The following is an 18,101-nucleotide window of genomic DNA, read 5'->3' as shown; positions in this document are numbered from 1 at the left end:
GATTCTGATTCTCCAGCTGGACGTTGCGGGCGGGACACGGGGCGCAGGGGGCGTCAGACGACGCCCTCCAGGACGGCGGCGGGTACCGGCGCGGGCCCCGGGGACCCGGCCGGGACCAGGGCGTGCACCAGGTAGCTCGCCACGTCCCCCGGGGTGGTGCCCCGGCCGAAGATCCGGTCGGCGCCCAGCGTGGCGGCCGAGGAGGCGTCGAAGCGGGGGCCGCCCACGACCAGCAGCGGCCGCTCGTGGTCCGCGAACTCGGCCCGCAGTTCCGCGCTGAGCTCGCGCACGTTGGTGAGGTGGGCGTCCCGCTGCGTGACCGCCTGCGAGACGAGGACCGCGTCCGCCCGCTCGGCGCGCGCCCGGCGCACCAGCTCGTCCACCGGCACCTGCGCGCCCAGGTTGAGCACGCGCATCGACTTGTAGTACTCGAGGCCCTTCTCGCCCGCGAACCCCTTGATGTTGAGGATCGCGTCGATGCCGACGGTGTGCGCGTCCGTGCCGATGCAGGCGCCGATCACGACGAGTTTGCGGCCGAGCCCGTCGCCGATCGCCGCGTCCGCCTCCTTGGCGGACAGCAGCGGGTAGTCGCGCTCGGTCACCTGCACCTCGGCGAGGTCCACGGCGTGCGTCACGGCCCCGTACACGACGAAGAAGCTGAAGTCGGTGCCGCCGACGGCCTTGCTGTGCACGAGCAGCGGGCGCTCCATTCCCATGCGGCGGGCGAGTTGGAGCGCCGCGCCCTCGGCGCGCGGGCCGTGCGGCAGGGGCAGGGTGAAGGACAGCTGCACCATGCCGTCGTCGGTGGTGTCGCCGTACGGGCGGACCGTTCCGGTGGTCCGGGGGGCCGTGTTCATGGGGCCTCGGTTCCTTCCAGGATGTCGGCGGCCGGGTTGCGGTAGCCGGGGGCGCGGCGGAACACGCCGTCCGCGCCGCGCCCGCCGTCCGCGGGCCGCCGCATCCCGCCGAAGGTGCCGCGCCCGATGGCGTCCAGCAGTCCGTCGTCGCAGATGCGCGCCAGCAGGTCGACGGCCTCGTCGAGCACGTGGTGGGCGCGTCGGGTGATGAAGCCGTCCGGGGCGGGGCGGAAGTCCTCGGCCAGCGAGCCGGCCGCGCCCAGGACGTAGCGGACGTTCTGCAGGGCCAGGTCGCGGTCGGACAGGAACGGGGTGACGACGGCCTCCGTCATCATCCCGACCAGCAGGATGCTCTGCCCGGTGAGCGCCCCGGCCAGGTTGAAGAAGCCGTTCAGGAGGTAGCCGCGGAAGACGTCGCCGGTCATGTGCCGGGTCGGCGGCATCCACTTCAGCGGTGCGTCCGGGAACAGCTCGCGGGCCAGCAGCGCGTGGGCGAGCTCCAGCCGGAAGGACTCCGGCCGGTCCGGGTCGATCTCGAAGGCGTGGCCGAGGCCGAGCTGGCCGTCGGGCAGGCCGGCCTCCTTGGCGAAGTACTCGTTGAGCAGCTGGCTGGCCGTCACGGTGTGGGCGGCGTCGACGGCGTCGGCGGTCGTGAGGTAGTTGTCCTCGCCGGTGTTGATGAGGATGCCGGCGCGGGCGTGCAGCTGCCGGGAGAACCGCTGGTCGACGAAGGTGCGCACCGGATTGATGTCGCGGAAGAGGATTCCGTACATCGAGTCGTTGAGCATCATGTCGAGGCGTTCGAGACCGGCCAGGGCGGCGATCTCCGGCATGCACAGCCCGGACGCGTAGTTGGTGAGCCGTACGTAGCGGCCCAGTTCGGCGGAGACCTCGTCGAGGGCCGCGCGCATCAGCCGGAAGTTCTCGCGCGTGGCGTAGGTGCCGGCGTACCCCTCGCGGGTCGCGCCCTCGGGTACGTAGTCGAGCAGCGACTGGCCGGTGGAGCGGATCACCGCGATCACGTCGGCTCCGCCGCGGGCCGCCGCCTGGGCCTGGCGGATGTCCTCGTAGATGTCGCCGGTGGCCACGATCAGGTAGATCCAGGGGGCGGGCGGGTTGCCCAACTCCCCCGCCAGGCGAGTCCGCTCGGCGCGGCGGGCGTCGATCGCGGCGATGCCGCGGGCGACCGCGGCATGGGCGGCGCGGGCCGCCGCCTCGGCCTGCGCGCCCTCCGGGATCCGGAAGGAGACGGTGCGGGCGGCGGCGTGGGCGGCGAGGTCGGTCAGGTCCCGGTAGCGGCCGGTGAGCAGGGCGTCCCACACCGGCAGGCACACGCCGTGCTCCAGGCCGACGGCGTCGGCGACGGTGTCGACGAGCCGGTTGACCCACGGGATGCCCTCGGGGTCGGCGCCGTCCAGCCCGGCCAGGCGCAGGGTGGCGCGCTCGACGGACACCGTCGTGTGCGAGCGGGCGAGTTCCACGACGGGGCGGCCGGCGCGGGCCGCGAGTTCCCGGGCCCGCTCGACCGTGCGCGGGTCCAGGCCCAGCTTCGCGGAGGCGGGCGGCACGGGGACGTCCGGCGCGGGCCGGCCTGCGCCGGCCCGCCTGGTCGGGGCGGCCGGCGCGGCCGCGGACACCGGGGCGGGGGCGGGAGCCTCGACGGGGGCGGGGGACTCGGCGGCAGGGGCCTCGACGGGCGCGGTCATCGTGCGGCTCCGTTCCCCGCGTGCCGCGCCGTACGGTCGAACAGGTCGCGTACGCCGGGTACTTCGCGGACCAGGTCGAGGGCGAGGTCGCTGTGGCCCGGCTGGTAGCCGTTGCCGATCAGCAGGGTGACGTCGCCGGCCAGGCCCTCGGCGCCGAGCGCCGCCGCGCTGAACGACGTGGCCATGGAGAAGAACACGACCGAACCTCCGTCGCGGGTGGCCAGTACCGCCGCGTGCTCGCAGCCGCCGACGTCCGTGCACACGACGGTGATGTCGGCCGGGCCGCCGTGCTCCTCCAGCTGCGCGTGCAGGGCGAGCGCGTCGCGCGCGTCGGCCCGTACGACCTCGTCGGCGAGCCCGGCGGCGCGCAGCGCGGCCTCTTCCGCGGCGTCGGGGACCACGCCGACGAGCCGGCCGGCGCCCGCGCGGCGGGCCGCCGCCAGCGACAGCGACCCGGACTTGCCCGACGCGCCGAGCACCAGCACCGAGGGCGCGGTCCCGGACCGGGTGTACGACTCCACGACGCGGGCGGTCAGGGCCGGCGCGCCGCACACGTCCAGGACGGACAGGGCGAGTTCGTCGGGCAGGTCGTCCGGCAGGACGGCGGCGACGGACCGGCCGAAGAGGACGGCGTGGCCGCGGGCCGGGACCCGCTCGCCGAGGCCGTCCCAGTCGCGCAGCCCGTCGGTGATCTCCAGGGGCGTCAGGGTGAGCGACACCAGGGTGGCGACCCGGTCGCCGGGGCGCAGGCCGAGCGGCGACTGCGGCCCCACGGCGGCGACGGTACCGATCAGCATGCCGCCGGACCCGGTCACCGGGTTGTGCATCTTGCCGCGGTCCCGGACGAGGTCGCACACCGCGCGCCGGACGGCGTCGCCGTCGCCGTCGTGGGCCTCGCGCAGCTGCCGGAAGGAGGCCGCGTCCAGGTTCAGGCAGGTGACGTCGATGCGGACCTCGTCCGGCGCGATCCGCGGATCGGTGTCGAGCCGCAGGGCGGCCTGGGGCAGGACGCCGGCGGGCTCCAGCACCCGGTGGAGTCCGAACGGCGAGGGGGTGCGCGTCGCGACGGACGTCATGACGTCCCGCCGATCAGGTTCTGGCTGCTGGTCCACCACGTCTGCCCCGACTCGGGCAGGGTCTGCACCGGGTCGTAGTAGTGGTGCACCCGGTCCAGCGCCGCCGGGTCGTCCTGGTCGACCGTCGTGCGGTAGTTCTTGGTCCAGTACGAGATGCCGCGCTCGCGGTCGTAGCCGTCGGCCTGGTCCACCCAGCGCTTGCCCACGTACGGCACGTCGCAGACCACGCGCGGGGTGGCGAACCCGGGCAGGTAGCCCATGATCGAGCGCTGCAGCGCCTGGGCGCGGGACAGCGGCACCCGCCAGTGCTCGGCGCCCGGGATCATGTCGCAGAGGTAGAAGTAGTACGGCATGACGCCGGCCGAGTCGAGCAGGGCGAAGCACAGGTCGAGCAGGGCCTCGGGCGTGGTGTTCACACCGTTCAGCAGGACGCCCTGGTTGCGCACGTCGCGCAGGCCGGCGTCCAGCAGCGCCCGGGAGGCCTCGGCGACCAGCGGGGTGACCTGCTGGGCCGCGTTGGCATGGGTGTGCATGGCCAGGGACACTCCGCGCTCGCGGGCGCGGGCGGACAGCCGGGCGATCCCGTCGAGGACCTGGGGTGCCATCCAGTGCTGGGGCAGCCCGATCAGGCCCTTGCTGGCGAGCCGGATGTCGCGGACCGAGTCCAGGTCCAGCAGCCGGCCGACGAAGGCCTCCAGCCGCGGCCAGGGCACGTTGGCGACGTCGCCGCCGGAGACGACGACGTCGCGGACGGTCGGCGTGGCCCGGAGGTAGTCGATCATGCGGTCCAGCCGGTCCGCGGGCCGCAGGACGAAGCGGTACTTGGTGATCTGCGGGGTGGACGTGCCGACGAGGTCCATCCGGGTGCAGTGTCCGCAGTACTGCGGGCAGGTGGTCACCAGCTCGGCGAGCACCTTCGTCGGGTAGCGGTGGGTGAGGCCCTCCACCGCCCACATCTCGGCCTCGTGCAGCGAGTCCCGGGAGGCGAGCGGGTGGCTGGGCCACAGCGGGTGCCGGTCGGAGGCCACCGGCAGCATGTACCGGCGGACCGGGTCCTCGTACCAGGCGGCGGTCTCGACGGGGCCGTGGGGCGCCATCGTGTTCAGCACGTGCGGCGGCAGCAGGACCGGCATCGTGGCGTGTTCGCGCTGGTCGGCCTCCAGGTCGGCGTAGAACGCCTCGTCGAGCCCGGACCCGGCCACCGCGTGCAGCTCCCGCACGCCCTTGACGCAGTGGGCCCGCTGCCACTGCGGGTCGCGCCACTGCTCTTCGGTGACGTCGCGCCAGCCGGGGAAGCGCCGCCAGTCGGGTTCGACGGCCTCGTGGCGGCGGTAGGCGTACGGCTGCGGCAGGGGTTCGGCGACGGTGTCCGCGGGGACGGCCTCGGCGCGCAGTGAACGGGACACCATGTTCCTCAGTTCTCTCGGTTCTCTCGGGTCTCGCGGTTCCTCGGGGGGCCGTCGGTCAGTGGGGGAGGCGGTAGACGAGCAGTCCCTCGGCGTCGCGCTCGGGCAGCAGGGAGAAGCCGGCCCGTTCCATGACGCGCTGCGAGGCGGCGTTGTCCTCGGTGGTGGTGGCGATGACGGTGTCGACGCCGTCCCGGCGCAGGGCCCACGCGGCCAGCTCCGCCAGCGCCTCCGTGGCGTAGCCCTGGCCCCGGGCCGGCTCGGCGAGGTCGAAGCCGATCTCGGCGGACCCGTCGGACGGCGGGCCGTGGAAGCCCATCGCGCCGACGACCCAGGCGTCCTCGGCCCGTACCAGCAGGTACATGCCCCAGCCGGGCTGGTGCAGGCCCGCGTCGGCGGCGCGCACGAGCATCTTCGACGCGATCTGCGTCTCGGCGCTGGGGGCGCCGCCCAGCCAGTCGAGCCCGGCGGACTCGCCGGCCGTGATCCGGCGGGCCTCCGCGGGCAGCACCTCGCGCAGCCACAGCCGGGCGGTCGCCAGCAGCTGGAGCGCGGGACGGGCGGCGTCCTCGGCGGCGGCCTCGCGGACGGGGGTGGGGCGGCCGTCGGTCCACAGTTCGGCGATGCGGTCCAGGCACGCCTGCTCGGTGCCGGTCCAGCCGGTGCTCTGCCAGCCGGCGGGCAGGTCGTTCGCGCTGGGCCACACGGCGTACTGCTCGCGGGTGTTGATGATGACGGCGTGCGTCACTGGGAGTCCTCCTGGTAGTGCGGTGCCGCCGGTCCGCCGCCGGCGGTCGGCCATGGTCAGCGGGCGGACGGGGCCCCGGCGGCCGCGAACGGGCGGGGGTCCTCGGCGGGGGCGCCGACCGGGTCGATGACGTCGAGGGCGTCGAGGACCCGGACGAGGGCGTCCTCTGGGCCGAGGGAGATGCGCAGGTGCCCGGCGAAGCCGAACCGGCCCGCGTCGCGGACGAGGATCCCGTGCTCCTCGGCGAGCAGCCGCTCGGCCGCCGCCGGGTCCGACACCGGCACGGCGACGAAGTTGGTGGTGGTGGGCAGCGACTGCCGCCCCCGCCGGCGCAGTTCGTCCCGGAACCAGTCGCGGCGCCGGTCGTTGCGGCGGACCACGTCGGCCAGGTGGTCCCGGTCGGCGAGGGCCGCGACGGCGGCGGCCTGGGCGACGGCGTTGACGCTGAACGGCATGGTGCCCTGGACCGCGTGCAGCCGGGCGACGAGGTCGGCCCTGCCGACGGCGTACCCGATGCGCAGTGCGGCGAGGCCGTACGCCTTGGACAGGGTCCGCAGCGACAGCAGCGGGGCGCCGCCGTCCAGGTAGTCGAGGACCTGCGGGGTGCCGGCGGGGGCGAATTCGAGGTAGGCCTCGTCGACCACGAGCGGGGTGCCCGTTGCCGCGGCGCGCTCGACCAGCAGGTCGAACGCGGCCCGGTCGAGGACGGCCCCGCTCGGGTTGTGCGGGTGGCACAGGTAGGCGATGCCGGCGCCGTCCATGGCGGCCGCCACGGCCCCGGCGTCGGTGCGGCCGCCGTCGAGGGGGACCTCCTCGCAGCCGCGGCCCACCGTGTCCAGGCAGATGCGGTAGCCGGGGAAGGTCCCGGCGGTGGTGACGCCCGGGCGGTCGCGGTCGCCGAGGGCGAGGGCGGCCAGGAGGACGAGTTCGTCGCTGCCGTTGGCGACGGCGACCTGGGTCCGGTCGACGCCGGCGTGTACGGCGATGGCCGCGGCGACGTCGGTGCGGGCCGGGTCCGGGTACCGGGCGGTGGGGTCGAGGGCCTCGCGGGCGGCCCGCAGCGCGGCGGGGCTGCAGCCGAAGGGGTTCTCGCTCAGGTGCAGCCGAGCGGGGCCGGCGCCGGTCGCGGCGGGGCTCGCGGTGGTGCTCACGCGGCGTCCCCCAGCAGTACGCCGAAGCAGTAGCTGCCGGGCTCGGCCTCCAGGGTGAGGAAGCGGTGCTCGGCGCCGGCGGGCACGTGCAGCAGGGCCGGGGACGACAGCTCGTGCGTCTCCCCGTCGACGGTCACCTCGATGCGGGCGCCGCCGGGCCGGGGCGAGACGAGGAAGTAGATCTCGGCGACCTCGTGCCGGTGCGGGTCGGCGACGGGGCGGCCCACCAGGTGGTCGATGGGCCCGCCCGCGATCTGCACCGGCACACCGCCGAACATGTCCGCCGTCAGATAGAAGGGAGCGGGATCGTGGTGGCCGGCGACCGGCAGGAACTTCGGTACGTCGGTGCGGATCTCGGCGGTTGCCACGGACGCCACTCCTTGTTCGGGTTCGGTCTCTCGGTGGGCTGAGCCTGGCCGATCCCGCTCGAGCGGCGCTGGAGTCCGCGGGACGTCAGGAGACCGGCACGGCCGGACGGCCGGCGGCGACGGTGCGCGGCTGCCCGTCCGGCCCCTCGACCGTGAAGGACAGGACGGCCAGGACCTGGTCCACGAGCCGGAACATGGCGTCGTGGTCGGGTGCCACGGCCTCCACCCAGGCCAGTTCGCTGGACTGCACCCCGGCGGGGAGCCGGTCGCCGGTGGAGTGCGGGATGATGACGTTCTCCACGCCCTCCAGGGCCAGTACGGCCCGCAGGCCGTGTACGGCGAGGTAGGTGCCGCCGTCGGACGGTGCGGGCACGCACCACGAGAACACCACCCGGCGCTCGTCGGCGTGCACGTGCGAGACGTCCTCGCCGAGCGCGACCCGGCCGGCGAGTTCGACGGGGCGCAGTTCGCCGGACAGCCGGGCCAGCTGGGTCTGCCAACCGCCCAGCCGACCGTTGACCTCGATGATCCGCGGGCCGTCCGGGGTGAGCTTGAGCTCGGTGTGGCTGATGCCGGTGGTGATGTCGAGGGCCTGCAGGGCCGCCGTGACGGTGTCCAGGGCCGCGGCCCGCTCGTCCTCGGGCAGGACGGCCGGGCGCAGGTTGCCGACCTCGCGGAACGGGGGCGCCAGCGGGAACTTGCCGGTGACCGCCCAGTGGGAGATCCGCCCTGCGCTGACGGCGGACTCCACCGAGACGTAGTCGCCGTACGGTGCGCAGTCCCGGCCGGTGAGGTACTCCTCCAGGACCAGGGAGGTCTCCGCGTCCGGTCCGGTCAGCAGCAGCCGCGCCAGCTCGGCGCCCTCCTGCGCGTCCTCGACGAGGTGGGTGCTGCGGCTGCCCTGGCCGCTCGACGGCTTGAGCACGGCCGGGAGCCCCACGGCGGCGAGGGCCCCCGTCCAGTCCTCCGGCCGGGTCAGCCGGTACGAGCGCACCGAGTCGACGCCGTGCTCGCGCAGCCGGCTGCGCTGGGCGTACTTGTCGCGGAGCAGCTCCACGGTGGCCGGGGTGTGGTAGGGCAGGCCGAGCCGTTCGGCGAGCTCGGCGGTGACGGCCAGCTTGGTCTCGCTGAACGTGAGGATGGCGTCCGGCGCGTGGGCGCGCAGCAGCGCGGCCGAGGCGTCGTGGTCCTGGGCGTCGAGCCGGACCACGGGGGCGAGTTCCTCCGCCAGCGGACCGACGTCGTCGGTGTGTTCGGAGGGCCACAGGGCCAGCACGGGGCTGCCGAGCGGCGCCAGGCCGTCGATGATGTCGATGACGGACGCGGAGCCCTTGTCGTAGACGACGACGATGACGGGGCGCTCGGGCATGGCGGTTCTTTCCTCTCCGGGGAACGGTAGCGGGAGCCGCCCGGGCGGCGGGCGGCTCCGGTGGTGCCGGGGATGCGCGGTGTGTGTGTGGGGGGGGAGGGCCGGGGTACCGGCTACGCCGCGGGCTGGTCGGATTCCTCGGCGTACCGCACGCCGGACAGCACGCTGGCCAGGGGCGTGCGGGGGACGGCGACGCCTCCCCGGCCGACGGGCCCGGCAGGCGCGGCGGGCGCGGCGGGCGCGGCGGGCGTGGCGGGCGTGGCCGGCAGGCCGAACAGCGGCAGCGCGGACCGGGTGCCGGCCACCTCGGCCTCGACGGTGCGGTGGGCGAGCCAGCGTTCGCGGCCGAGCCGGAAGCGGTCGCTGACCACCTGCTCGCCGCGCACGGCGTTGATCTGGCTGCCGTCGTGCTCGAAGCCGAACTTGCGGCACACGCCCTGCGAGGCCTCGTTGCCCCGGCGCACGACGGAGAACGCCTGCTCGGCGCCGAGCCCGGTGAAAGCGAGCTCCAGGGCGGCCGCCCGGGCGTGCCCGCCGAGGCCCTCGCCCTGCCGGCTCAGGGACAGCCAGGAGGTCAGCAGCACCTCCCGGGTGACGCCGAAGTCCCGGGCGCCCAGGCTCTGCGAGCCGATCACCTCGCCGTCGTGGACGACGACGAGGTACAGCGTCCAGTCCTCCGGCGTCCAGGAGGCCATGGCGTTCCAGTGCCGCTGGAGCACGCGGCGGGCGACCTCCTCGGGGCTGCCGTCCGTCCACTGCGAGAAGAACGGCATGAACCCGGGGGCGTGCACCCCCTCGACGGCCCGGTCCGCGAGGGCGTCCAGGTCCTCGGGGGTGGGCCAGCGCAGTTCGATGCGGGACGTGCGGACGCTGATGCCGGTGAGCGGCCAGTGCTTCATGGTGTACGGGACCTCGTCAGGGCTGGGGGTGGGGTGTTCGGATCACGCGGCGGCCGGGACGGCGGTCGCGGCGGCCGGCTCCGGTGCGGGGCCGGTGCCGGCGGCGGCCGGGGCGGGGGCGTCGGAACCGGGCGCTTCCCGCGGGGCCTCCTCCTCCGGTGCGGGGAGGTCCGCCCGGGCGGTGAGCGTCGTCCGCAGGCGCACGGCCACGGCCACGACGCCGGCGCAGCCGGCGATGAGGGCGGCCATCAGGCCGAGGCCGTCCGCCCAGGGCAGCAGCGCGCCGGCGAGTGCGGGGCCGGCGACGGAGCCGGTCGAGACCGCCACGGACAGCAGGGCGTTGACCCGGCCGCGGACGTTCTCCTCCGCCAGGTCGTTGAGCAGGGAGGTCACGACGGGGAAGACCAGGGCCTCGCCCACCGACAGCAGCACGACGCCGGCCAGCGCGAGGCCGAGCGCGGTGCCGCCGCCCTGCAGCCCGGCGAGCAGGACGAGGGCCCAGGCCAGCGCCCAGACGGCGCCGGAGACGGCGAGGACCGCGCTGCGGCGGACGGTCTGGATGCGCTCGGCGAGCAGGAACTGTGCGCCGACGGCGACGAGGATGTTGACGGCGAAGGCGCCGGAGATGCCCTCCGGGCCGAGGGCGCCGCCCTGGGTGAGGTAGCCGGGCAGGCCGGAGCGGAACTGCCCGTACGAGACGAGCGAGCAGACGGCCAGTGCGGCGAGCAGCGCGCCGATGTGGCGCTGGGTCAGCACGTCGCGGTAGCCGGCCCGCTGCTTCGGCTCCGCGCCGGAGCCGTCGTCCTCGCCGTCGGCCCCGAGGGCCTTGGGCAGCAGCCAGAGCAGGGCCGCCCCGGCGAGCAGGAAGGTCGCGCCGTCGGCGAGGTACAGGGCGGCGAACCGGGCCGCCCGCGACCCGGCGTCCAGTGCGGCCACGGCCCCGCCGACGAGCACGCCGACCCCGGTCATCGCGTTGAACACGGCGTAGTCCGCGGAGTAGGCCAGCGAGCGCTCCCGCGCGGAGGCGGCCCCCGCGTACAGGAAGCGCATGGCCGTGCCCACCCCGCTGATGCCGAGGCCGTAGACGAGCGCCGCGGCCAGGGCGGTGGCCACCCCGTCCGCCTGCGCGTACAGGGCGGTGCCGACGCCCGCCACCGCCATGACCAGCGGGACGGTGGTGCGGGGCGCGAACCGGTCGAGCACCGCGCCCCACAGCAGACCCCCGGCCACCGCGGTGGCGGCCTGGAGGGCGAGCGTCACGGCGGGCACCCACGCGGGCAGTCCGCGCACGTCGCTCAGGTAGATCCACAGGAACGGCAGTACCAGGCCGCCGCCGAAGGAGTTGACGGCGTTGACCGCGAGCACCGTCCGGGTGCGGAGGGAGAACTCCCCGAGTACCGCGAAGGGGTTCCGCATCAGCAGGCCTCCAGCACGTACAGCCACGAGTGGGGGGTGCCGAAGGGGACGACGCGGCGCGGCACCAGGCCGGCGGCGGCGAACAGCTCCTCGTACGTCTCCTTCGTGTGCAGCGGTACGCCCATGAGGGCGTGCGCGAGCTCGTAGCCGAGGGAGAACACCGGCAGGGAGGTGGAGTTCTCGGAGTCGGGGCGCAGCATCGTGTCGGCGAGGACGAAGGTGCGGGCCGCGGGGAACGCCTCGCGCATGCGCGTGAACGTCTGCGGGCGGGTCGTGGGGTCGGCGAGCAGGTCGTGCAGCAGGAAGAAGCTCATGACCGTGTCGACCTCGGCGAGCTTGTCGCGGTGCGCGGCCCGGTGGCAGACGTCGAGGACGTCGGTCTGGATCGCCTGGACGCGGTCGGCGAGGCCGGCCTCGGCGATGGTGCGGTGGCCGAGCTCGGTGGCCGGGCCGCTGATGTCCAGGCCCAGGCCGCGGGTGCCGGGCCGCTCGCCGACGACCCGGGAGACCCGGGCGGAGATGCCGCTGCCGAGGTCGGCGAGGACGGAGAAGTCCACGTCGGCGAGGACGTCGTCGAGGGTCCCGGCCATGAAGGAGCGGTCGTTCTGGCCGGAGCCGAGGGCCACCATCGCCTCGTCGCGCAGCACGTCGGTGCCGAACTCCGCCTCGCCCGTGGCAATCCGGTGGGCCTGGGCGAACACCTCGTTGTAGCCGCCGACGCCCCAGGTGAAGTAGCCGCGCATGCGGAGCATCTCCTGGCCCGCGCTGGTCAGCAGCGCGGTGTCGCCGCCGTCCTGGAGGCGGAGCCAGCCGCAGGTGGCGGCGGCGCGGACGATCTCGCGCAGGACGCGCTCCCGGACGGCGGGCCCGGTCTCGGCGGCGAGGGCGCGCAGGTCGAGGAGCGGGTTGGCGGCGAGCCGGTCCCAGATGCCGAGCCGGTCGAGGGCGTTGACGACGGTGCCGGCCACGTAGCCGTTGTAGGCCTGGTCGACGCCCATCGGGGCGGGGGCGGCGCCGGCCCAGTCGGCGGGGATCTGCGGGGTGGTGAGGTGGTCCTGTACGGCGGTCATGGCGGTCCTTTCGGTGACGGGTACGGAGTGTCAGAGGGTGGCGGCGGCCGGGCGGAGGGAGGTTCCGGCCAGCTCGGCCCATTCGGAGAGGAGTTCGTCCGCGGACGCGGCCCCGGCGACCGGGGCGTACACGGCGAGTGCCACGGCCCAGCCGTCCTGTGCCGGAGCGAGCGCGCAGCGCACGAGCGGGGCGTCGGCCACGGCGAAGGACTCCTCGACCGTGGCGTGCCGGACTCGAGCGCGTGCCTCGTCCCGGTCGTCCGGGCCGAGCAGGGTCACCGGGACGGGTGTCTGCGCGGTACGGGCGAACCAGCGGCCGCCGTGCTGCGTGAAGACGGTGCGCAGCGCCGGGTGGCGCTGCTGGAGCGCGGCGAGGGCGGCGTCGGCGGCGGCCCGCTCGGGCAGGGGCCCGGGCAGGACGGCCGTGGCGCACTGCGCGTGCTCGGCGGCGCTGCCGCGGCGGACGAGGTCGTGGAAGAGCCAGCGCTGCTCGTGGGGGGTGAGTGGGCGGAGGTCGGCGGCCGGGCCGGTGACGGGGCCGGAGCGCCGGAACGGGTAGCCGGGCAGGCGTACGCGCCGGCCCGCGCGGTCGAGCGAGCAGTCGACGTCGACGCCCCGCCGCCACAGGGCGGCGAGCAGTTCGGCGTGGGCGCGGGCGGAGGACGGGTCCAGGTACAGCTCGGTGCCGGTTCCTTCGCCGCGGCCCTCGCCGGCGGCGGCGAGGCGGACGACCAGGGCGGTCCCCGCGGCTTCTGCGGCCCCGGACCCGGTCTCGGCCGGGACCGGGCTGCCGGTGGCGGCGGCGCGCAGCGCGTCCGCCAGGGGCAGTGCGCCGAGCAGGGCCGCGGCGGCGGCCGCGCCGGGCCCCCGGCCGCGGACGGCGGCGGGGCGCAGGCCCCGGGCGGCGAGCCACGCGCCGGTGCCGTGGAGCACGGCGGCGGTGCGGGCGGCGGACCGGTCGGCGCCGGTGGGCAGTTCGAGGGCCTCGGCCAGTGCGACGGCCTCGGCGACCTGCGGCAGCTCGGGGGCGCCCCCGGCCGCCGCCGAGCCGTCACCGAGGTCGAGGACCAGGGTGCCCGCGGGCTCGGTCGGCCGGGTGTCCCGGGCCGCGTCCCGCAGTGCGGCCGCCAGCCCGGCGGCGTCGGTGCCGGTGACGGCGCGGCGTGCGGCGAAGCGCTCCCGGCCGTGTGCGAGGGTGGCGGCCACGTCGTCCGGCCGGAGCGACGGGTCCGCCGCGAGCCGGGCGGCGAGCCGCTCGCAGGAGGCGGCTACGGCCTCCTCGTCCCGGGCCGACAGGGCGAGGACGCGCGGCGCGTCGGCACCCGTCAGGAATGTCGTGCTCATGTTGGCGCTCACGCCCTTTCCCCTGCGTATTCCTGGACGACCACGTGCGCGTTCGTGCCGCCGACGCCGAACGAGCTGACGCCCGCGGTGCGCGGCCGGCCCGCGGCGGCCTGCCAGGCCCGGCTCTCGGGCAGCAGGCTGAACCGGCCGGTGAGTTCGTCGATCGGCTCGCCCGTGTTCGGTGTGCCGGGCAGTACGCCGTGGTGCACGGCGAGGACGGTCTTGATGAGGCCGGCGATGCCGGCGGCCGTGTTGCAGTGGCCGATCGACGCCTTCACGGAGCCGACGGCGACACCGGGCCCCTCCGTGCCGAGGACCTCGCCGAGGGCGGTCGCCTCGATGGCGTCGCCGAGCCGGGTGCCGGTGCCGTGCGCCTCGACATAGCCGATGTCGGCGCCGGTGACGCCGGCTGCGGCGAGCGCCCGGCCGATGACGCGGGCCTGGCCCTCGACGCCTGGCGCGGAGTAGCCGACCCGGGCGCGGCCGTCGTTGTTGACGGCGCTGCCGCGGATCACCGCGTGGATCGGGTCCCCGTCCCGTTCGGCGTCGGAGAGCCGGCGCAGCAGGAGTGCGCCCGCGCCGAAGCCGCCGACGGTGCCCGAGGCCCGCCGGTCGAACGGCCGGCACACGCCGTCGTCGGCGTACAGCAGGCCCGGACGGAAGGTGTAGGAGCCGTCGGACGAGCCGTCGAGCGAGACGGCGCCGGCCAGGGCGTAGTCGCTCTCGCCGCGCAGCAGTGCGCGGCAGGCCAGGTGGACGGCGTACAGGCCCGTGGAGCAGGCGGTGTCCAGCATGAGCGCCTCGCCCCACAGGTCGTGCAGGTAGGCGAACCGGGAGGCGGCGAACGTCGGGTCGGCGTTGACGATGTCGTCGACGCGGGCCTCGCCGTCGGTGCGGACGAACCGCGGGCAGCCGGCGTACAGGCTGGTGCGGTGGGCGATGTCGGACAGCCGCAGGGAGGCGTCCTCGACGGCCGCCCACAGCACTTCGTGCAGGACGCCCTGCTGCGGGTCGCCGGCTGCCACGTCCTCGGCGGTGAAGCCGAGGAGTCCGGCGTCGTAGCCGGTGCCGTCGGCGGGCATGCCCCAGCGGGCCACCCGGCGGGTCCCGTCCGCCAGTTCGGTGACGACCGGGCCCGGTCCCTCGCTGAAGCAGTCGCGGCCGGCCGCGAGGTTGTCCCAGAAGGCGTCCAGGTCGGGTGCGCCGGCGAACCGCGCGCCCATGCCGACCACAGCGATCAGGTCGTCGTCGGCGGCTTCCCGGACCGCCGCCCGCGGCGGGACGGCGGCACCGGACCGCTCCTCGTCGGCGGCGGCACCCCCGATGAGCCGGGCCTGGGCGCGGACGGTGGTGTGCCGCATGAGGTCGGCGACGCGCGGGGCGGTGCCGGTGGCGGCTTCCAGTGCGTCCTGGAGCTTGACGAGCAGCAGCGAGTGGCCGCCCGCCTCGAAGAAGTTGGTCTCCGGGCCGAAGGTGCGCCCGGGCAGTACCTCGCGCCACGCCCTCAGCACCGCGTCCGTGACGCCGCCGGCCGTCGCCGTGGTCCCGCGCAGCGGAGCGGGCCCGGGCTCCGGGAGGGGCGCCGGTGCGGCTGCGGGCGCGGCCCCGGCCGTGTCGGCGGGTGCCGGGAGCCGCTTGCGGTCGATCTTGCCGTTCGGGGTCAGCGGCAGCTCGTCGAGGACCAGCAGGTGCGAGGGCACCGCGAACTGCGGGAGCACGCCCCGCAGGTGGGCCCGTACGGAGTCCAGCGCGGCGGCCCGCTCCAGGACGGCGTACCCGACGATCTCCTTCTCGCCCCTGCCGTTGATCCGTGTGGTGACGAACGCGCCGCGCACCTCCGGGTGCGCCCGCAGGGCCGATTCGACCTCGCCGAGCTCCACGCGCTGGCTGCGGATCTTCACCTGGTTGTCGGCGCGGCCGATGAACTCCAGCTGTCCGTCCGCGGTCCAGCGCACCCGGTCGCCGGTGCGGTACATCCGCCCGCCCGGCTCGTCGCCGAAGGGGTCCGGCACGAACCGCTCCGCGGTGCGCCGGGGGTCGCCGAGGTAGCCGCGGGCCACGCCGGTGCCGCCGAGCAGCAGCTCGCCGGGGACGTACGGCGGGGCCGGGGTCAGGGTTCCCTCCAGCACCACGTGGAGGCTGGTGTCGGGCACGGCGCGGCCGATCGGGACGGTGCGCGCGCCGTCCTCGACCTCCTCGATGGGGTACCAGGAGGAGGTGAAGGAGTTCTCGGTGGGGCCGTAGCTGTGCAGCAGGGTCCCGGGCGGGGCCCAGCGCAGCGCCTTCTCGACGTGCGGGACGGAGATGATCTCGCCGCCGAAGTAGACGCGGCGCAGCGACTGCAGCAGGTCGGGGGTGTCCTCGATGAGCCGGTTCAGCAGCGGTGTGGTGACCAGCAGGGTGGTGACCGCGAGTTCGCGCAGGGCGGTGCGCAGTTCGCGCGGGCTGAGGACGAGCTCCTTGTCGAGGACGGCCAGGGTCGCGCCGTGCGTGAGGGCGCCCCAGATCTCGTACGTGGCGCCGTCGAAGTTGAGCGGCGACAGGTGTGAGAGGACGTCGTCCGGGCCGAGCGGCAGGAACTCGGGGCGGTGCATCATCCGCAGCACGCCGCCGTGGTGCAGGACCACGCCCTTGGGGCGGCCCGTGGAGCCGGAGGTGTAGAGCACGTTGAACGCCGTGTCCGGGCCGGCCGAGGTCTCGGGTGCGCAGACCGGCAGCGGGGTGGCGGCGCGCCGGAGGTCCTGCGGGGTGTGCACGGGCAGCCCGGTGACCCGGTGCGCCTCGTCGGCCTCGGCGACGAGCAGGCGGGGTCGGGCGTCGCCGATCACCATCTGCAGCTGGGCGTCGGGGTAGGCGGGGTCGAGCGGCAGGTAGGCGGCACCGGCGAGGCCGACGGCGAGCATCGTCGTCACCGTGTCCGCGCCTGGGCGCAGCAGCAGGGCGACCACGTCGTCGGTGCGCACGCCCTGGATGCGCAGCCAGTGCGCCGTCCTGGCGGCGTCGCGGACGAGTTCGCCGTAGCTGATCCGGAGGCCGTTGTGGACGATGGCGGTCGCGTCCGGGTCCCGGCGGGCCTGCTCCAGGACGAGCGCGGGGACGGTGGCCGCGGACGGCGGGGCGGACGGTGCGGTGTGCGCGGCCTGGGGCTGCGCCGCGGCGAGGGAGGCCAGCAGGTCGTGGCAGGTTGCGCCGGGCTCCAGCGCGGTCTGGAGCATCCGGTCGATCTGCTCGGCCATGAGCTCGGCCGTGGCGGAGGTGTGGACCGCCAGGTCGTGGTCGATGCGCAGGACGAGCCGGTCCGCGGCCTCGACGGCGGCGAACGCCAGGTCGTACTTGGCGACGGCGGTCTGCGGGTGCAGCAGCCGGACCTCGGCGTCGGGCACCTGCCAGGCCGCGGCGGGCTGCGGCTGGTGCAGGAAGACCGCCGAGTAGAGCGGGGTGGAGCCGGGCGGCGGGTCGCCGGCCTCGGCGTGCGCCTCCATCGACGCGAGGACCTGCTCGGCGAGGGCGGCGGCGTGGTCGCCGAACGGGCGGGCCGCGTCGTGCACGGTACGGACGGGCAGCACGCGGGTGAACAGCCCGACGGCGTCCTCGGTGCCCGGCTCGTCGCGGCCGGCGAAGGGCATGCCGAGCACGCCGTCGTCCTCGCCGGACCAGGCGTGCAGCAGCAGGCTCCACACGGCGAGCAGCACCATGGCGGGGCTGACGCCCTCCCGGGCGGCCAGGGAGCGCAGGTCCGCCAGCCGCTCGGCGGTCAGGGTGCGCTCGGTCCAGCCGGCCGGGCCGCGCAGCCCGTTCTCGGGGCGCACCAGGTCGGGCAGGGGGGCGAGCAGCGCGGGCTCGCCGCCGAGGAGCTCCGCCCAGTACGGGTCGAGGGTGGTGGCCTGGCTCGGGGCGGGCACCGGCACGGGGTCGAACCCCGGGTCGCGGTCGGCGCAGCGGCTGCGGTAGGCGCGGAGCAGGTCCTCGGTGAGGACGTCCACGGACCGGCCGTCGGCCACGATGTGGTGGACCGTCAGGGCGACCAGGGAGGCGTCGTCGTGGCGCAGCACCTCGGCGCGCAGCAGGGGTGCGGTGCCCGGGTCGAGGGGCCGTGCGGCGGCGCGCGAGGCGCCTTCGAGCGCCGCCCGGCGGTCGTACGGGCCGGGGCGGACGGCGACGTGCAGCGGTACGGTGGCGTCCGGCTCGGCGAGGTGCAGGAGCGCGCCGTCGCGGGTGTCGAACCGGCCGGCGAGCGCCGGGTGCCGCAGCAGGACGTCGGCGAGGGCCGCGCGCAGGGCCCGCTCGTCGAGGCGGCCGCGGAATTCCAGGGCGAACGGGATGTTGTAGCGGCCGGTCTCGGGTTCGCAGCGGTCCGCGAGCCAGATCTCCAGCTGTGCGGAGGAGGCGGCGGTCACGCTCCGGCCTCCGCGCGGGCCGTGCCGTCGCCGACCGTCGCGGCGAGGTCGGTGAGGTGGAGGGCCAGTCCGGCGACGGTGGGGTGGGCGAAGAAGTCGCGCACGGTCAGCGGTATGCCGAGCTCGGTCTTCAGGGCGCGCACGATCCGCACGGCGCACATGGAGTGGCCGCCGACCTCGAAGAAGTGCTCGTCGTCGTGGAACTCGTCGTGGCCCAGGCCCCGGGCCCAGGCGGTGCGCACGCGCGCCGCCAGGTCCGCCGTGGTGCCGTCGGTGGGAAGCGTGGATGTCATG

14 protein-coding genes are annotated in these 18,101 nt (G+C 75.7%); all 14 read right to left on the bottom strand.

Features of this window, described 5'->3' with window-relative positions; translation table 11 throughout:
* Window positions 1–53: 53 nt before the first annotated feature.
* The 14 genes from ACSHWO_RS29200 to ACSHWO_RS29135 all read right to left on the bottom strand — a co-directional run bounded on the left by ACSHWO_RS29200 (window position 54) and on the right by ACSHWO_RS29135 (window position 18,100).
* Complete coding sequence (locus tag ACSHWO_RS29200; RefSeq protein WP_404233232.1) at window positions 54–857, bottom strand: OAM dimerization domain-containing protein; 804 nt, start codon at window positions 855–857, stop codon at window positions 54–56.
* Window positions 854–2,563 (bottom strand): lysine 5,6-aminomutase subunit alpha, encoded by a 1,710-nt coding sequence (locus ACSHWO_RS29195; protein ID WP_438316422.1) that lies wholly within the window; start codon window positions 2,561–2,563, stop codon window positions 854–856. Before ACSHWO_RS29195 ends, ACSHWO_RS29200 begins: the two co-directional genes overlap by 4 nt.
* The gene (locus ACSHWO_RS29190; protein WP_438316419.1) at window positions 2,560–3,639 is read right to left on the bottom strand and encodes an L-erythro-3,5-diaminohexanoate dehydrogenase; all 1,080 of its coding nucleotides are present in this window, start codon (window positions 3,637–3,639) and stop codon (window positions 2,560–2,562) included. Before ACSHWO_RS29190 ends, ACSHWO_RS29195 begins: the two co-directional genes overlap by 4 nt.
* Complete coding sequence (locus ACSHWO_RS29185) at window positions 3,636–5,048, bottom strand: KamA family radical SAM protein (protein WP_438316416.1); 1,413 nt, start codon at window positions 5,046–5,048, stop codon at window positions 3,636–3,638. Before ACSHWO_RS29185 ends, ACSHWO_RS29190 begins: the two co-directional genes overlap by 4 nt.
* Window positions 5,049–5,103: 55 nt before the next feature.
* Window positions 5,104–5,793: a GNAT family N-acetyltransferase gene (locus ACSHWO_RS29180; RefSeq protein ID WP_438316413.1), complete on the bottom strand. Its 690-nt coding sequence runs from the start codon at window positions 5,791–5,793 to the stop codon at window positions 5,104–5,106.
* A 56-nt stretch (window positions 5,794–5,849) separates the two neighbouring features.
* Entirely contained in the window at window positions 5,850–6,944 is a 1,095-nt protein-coding gene (locus ACSHWO_RS29175; RefSeq protein WP_361098201.1) for a pyridoxal phosphate-dependent aminotransferase, read from the bottom strand.
* A complete protein-coding gene (locus ACSHWO_RS29170; protein ID WP_361098204.1) occupies window positions 6,941–7,312 on the bottom strand; it encodes a cupin domain-containing protein in 372 nt (123 codons plus the stop codon). Before ACSHWO_RS29170 ends, ACSHWO_RS29175 begins: the two co-directional genes overlap by 4 nt.
* Window positions 7,313–7,397: 85 nt before the next feature.
* Window positions 7,398–8,681 (bottom strand): ATP-grasp domain-containing protein, encoded by a 1,284-nt coding sequence (locus ACSHWO_RS29165; RefSeq protein WP_438316410.1) that lies wholly within the window; start codon window positions 8,679–8,681, stop codon window positions 7,398–7,400.
* 113 nt (window positions 8,682–8,794) lie between these two features.
* Entirely contained in the window at window positions 8,795–9,580 is a 786-nt protein-coding gene (locus tag ACSHWO_RS29160) for a GNAT family N-acetyltransferase (RefSeq protein WP_438316407.1), read from the bottom strand.
* Window positions 9,581–9,622: 42 nt separating this feature from the next.
* Window positions 9,623–10,996: an MFS transporter gene (locus ACSHWO_RS29155; protein ID WP_438316404.1), complete on the bottom strand. Its 1,374-nt coding sequence runs from the start codon at window positions 10,994–10,996 to the stop codon at window positions 9,623–9,625.
* Entirely contained in the window at window positions 10,996–12,066 is a 1,071-nt protein-coding gene (locus ACSHWO_RS29150) for a methyltransferase (protein ID WP_385817446.1), read from the bottom strand. The genes ACSHWO_RS29155 and ACSHWO_RS29150 overlap by 1 nt, the downstream gene beginning before the upstream one ends.
* 30 nt (window positions 12,067–12,096) lie before the next feature.
* Window positions 12,097–13,410, bottom strand: coding sequence for a CurL C-terminal domain-containing protein (locus tag ACSHWO_RS29145; protein WP_438316400.1), 1,314 nt, complete (start codon window positions 13,408–13,410; stop codon window positions 12,097–12,099).
* An 8-nt stretch (window positions 13,411–13,418) separates the two neighbouring features.
* Window positions 13,419–17,807: an amino acid adenylation domain-containing protein gene (locus ACSHWO_RS29140; RefSeq protein WP_438316397.1), complete on the bottom strand. Its 4,389-nt coding sequence runs from the start codon at window positions 17,805–17,807 to the stop codon at window positions 13,419–13,421.
* Window positions 17,804–18,100, bottom strand: coding sequence for an acyl carrier protein (locus ACSHWO_RS29135; protein ID WP_385817544.1), 297 nt, complete (start codon window positions 18,098–18,100; stop codon window positions 17,804–17,806). The genes ACSHWO_RS29140 and ACSHWO_RS29135 overlap by 4 nt, the downstream gene beginning before the upstream one ends.
* Window position 18,101: the final 1 nt, after the last annotated feature.

The organism is Streptomyces pallidus (ex Mingjun et al. 2026) (genome assembly GCF_051550185.1).
Taxonomy (GTDB): Bacteria; Actinomycetota; Actinomycetes; order Streptomycetales; family Streptomycetaceae; genus Streptomyces.
This window is presented reverse-complemented; position numbering and strand designations above follow the sequence as displayed.

Excerpts from the sequence above, each read along its gene's own strand:
- ACSHWO_RS29200 (WP_404233232.1), bottom strand. The coding sequence starts at position 857 with ATGAACACGGCCCCCCGGACCACCGGAACGGTCCGCCCGTACGGCGAC.
- ACSHWO_RS29195 (WP_438316422.1), bottom strand. The coding sequence starts at position 2,563 with ATGACCGCGCCCGTCGAGGCCCCTGCCGCCGAGTCCCCCGCCCCCGTC.
- ACSHWO_RS29190 (WP_438316419.1), bottom strand. The coding sequence starts at position 3,639 with ATGACGTCCGTCGCGACGCGCACCCCCTCGCCGTTCGGACTCCACCGG.
- ACSHWO_RS29185 (WP_438316416.1), bottom strand. The coding sequence starts at position 5,048 with ATGGTGTCCCGTTCACTGCGCGCCGAGGCCGTCCCCGCGGACACCGTC.
- ACSHWO_RS29165 (WP_438316410.1), bottom strand. The coding sequence starts at position 8,681 with ATGCCCGAGCGCCCCGTCATCGTCGTCGTCTACGACAAGGGCTCCGCG.
- ACSHWO_RS29160 (WP_438316407.1), bottom strand. The coding sequence starts at position 9,580 with ATGAAGCACTGGCCGCTCACCGGCATCAGCGTCCGCACGTCCCGCATC.
- ACSHWO_RS29155 (WP_438316404.1), bottom strand. The coding sequence starts at position 10,996 with ATGCGGAACCCCTTCGCGGTACTCGGGGAGTTCTCCCTCCGCACCCGG.
- ACSHWO_RS29150 (WP_385817446.1), bottom strand. The coding sequence starts at position 12,066 with ATGACCGCCGTACAGGACCACCTCACCACCCCGCAGATCCCCGCCGAC.
- ACSHWO_RS29145 (WP_438316400.1), bottom strand. The coding sequence starts at position 13,410 with ATGAGCACGACATTCCTGACGGGTGCCGACGCGCCGCGCGTCCTCGCC.
- ACSHWO_RS29135 (WP_385817544.1), bottom strand. The coding sequence starts at position 18,100 with ATGACATCCACGCTTCCCACCGACGGCACCACGGCGGACCTGGCGGCG.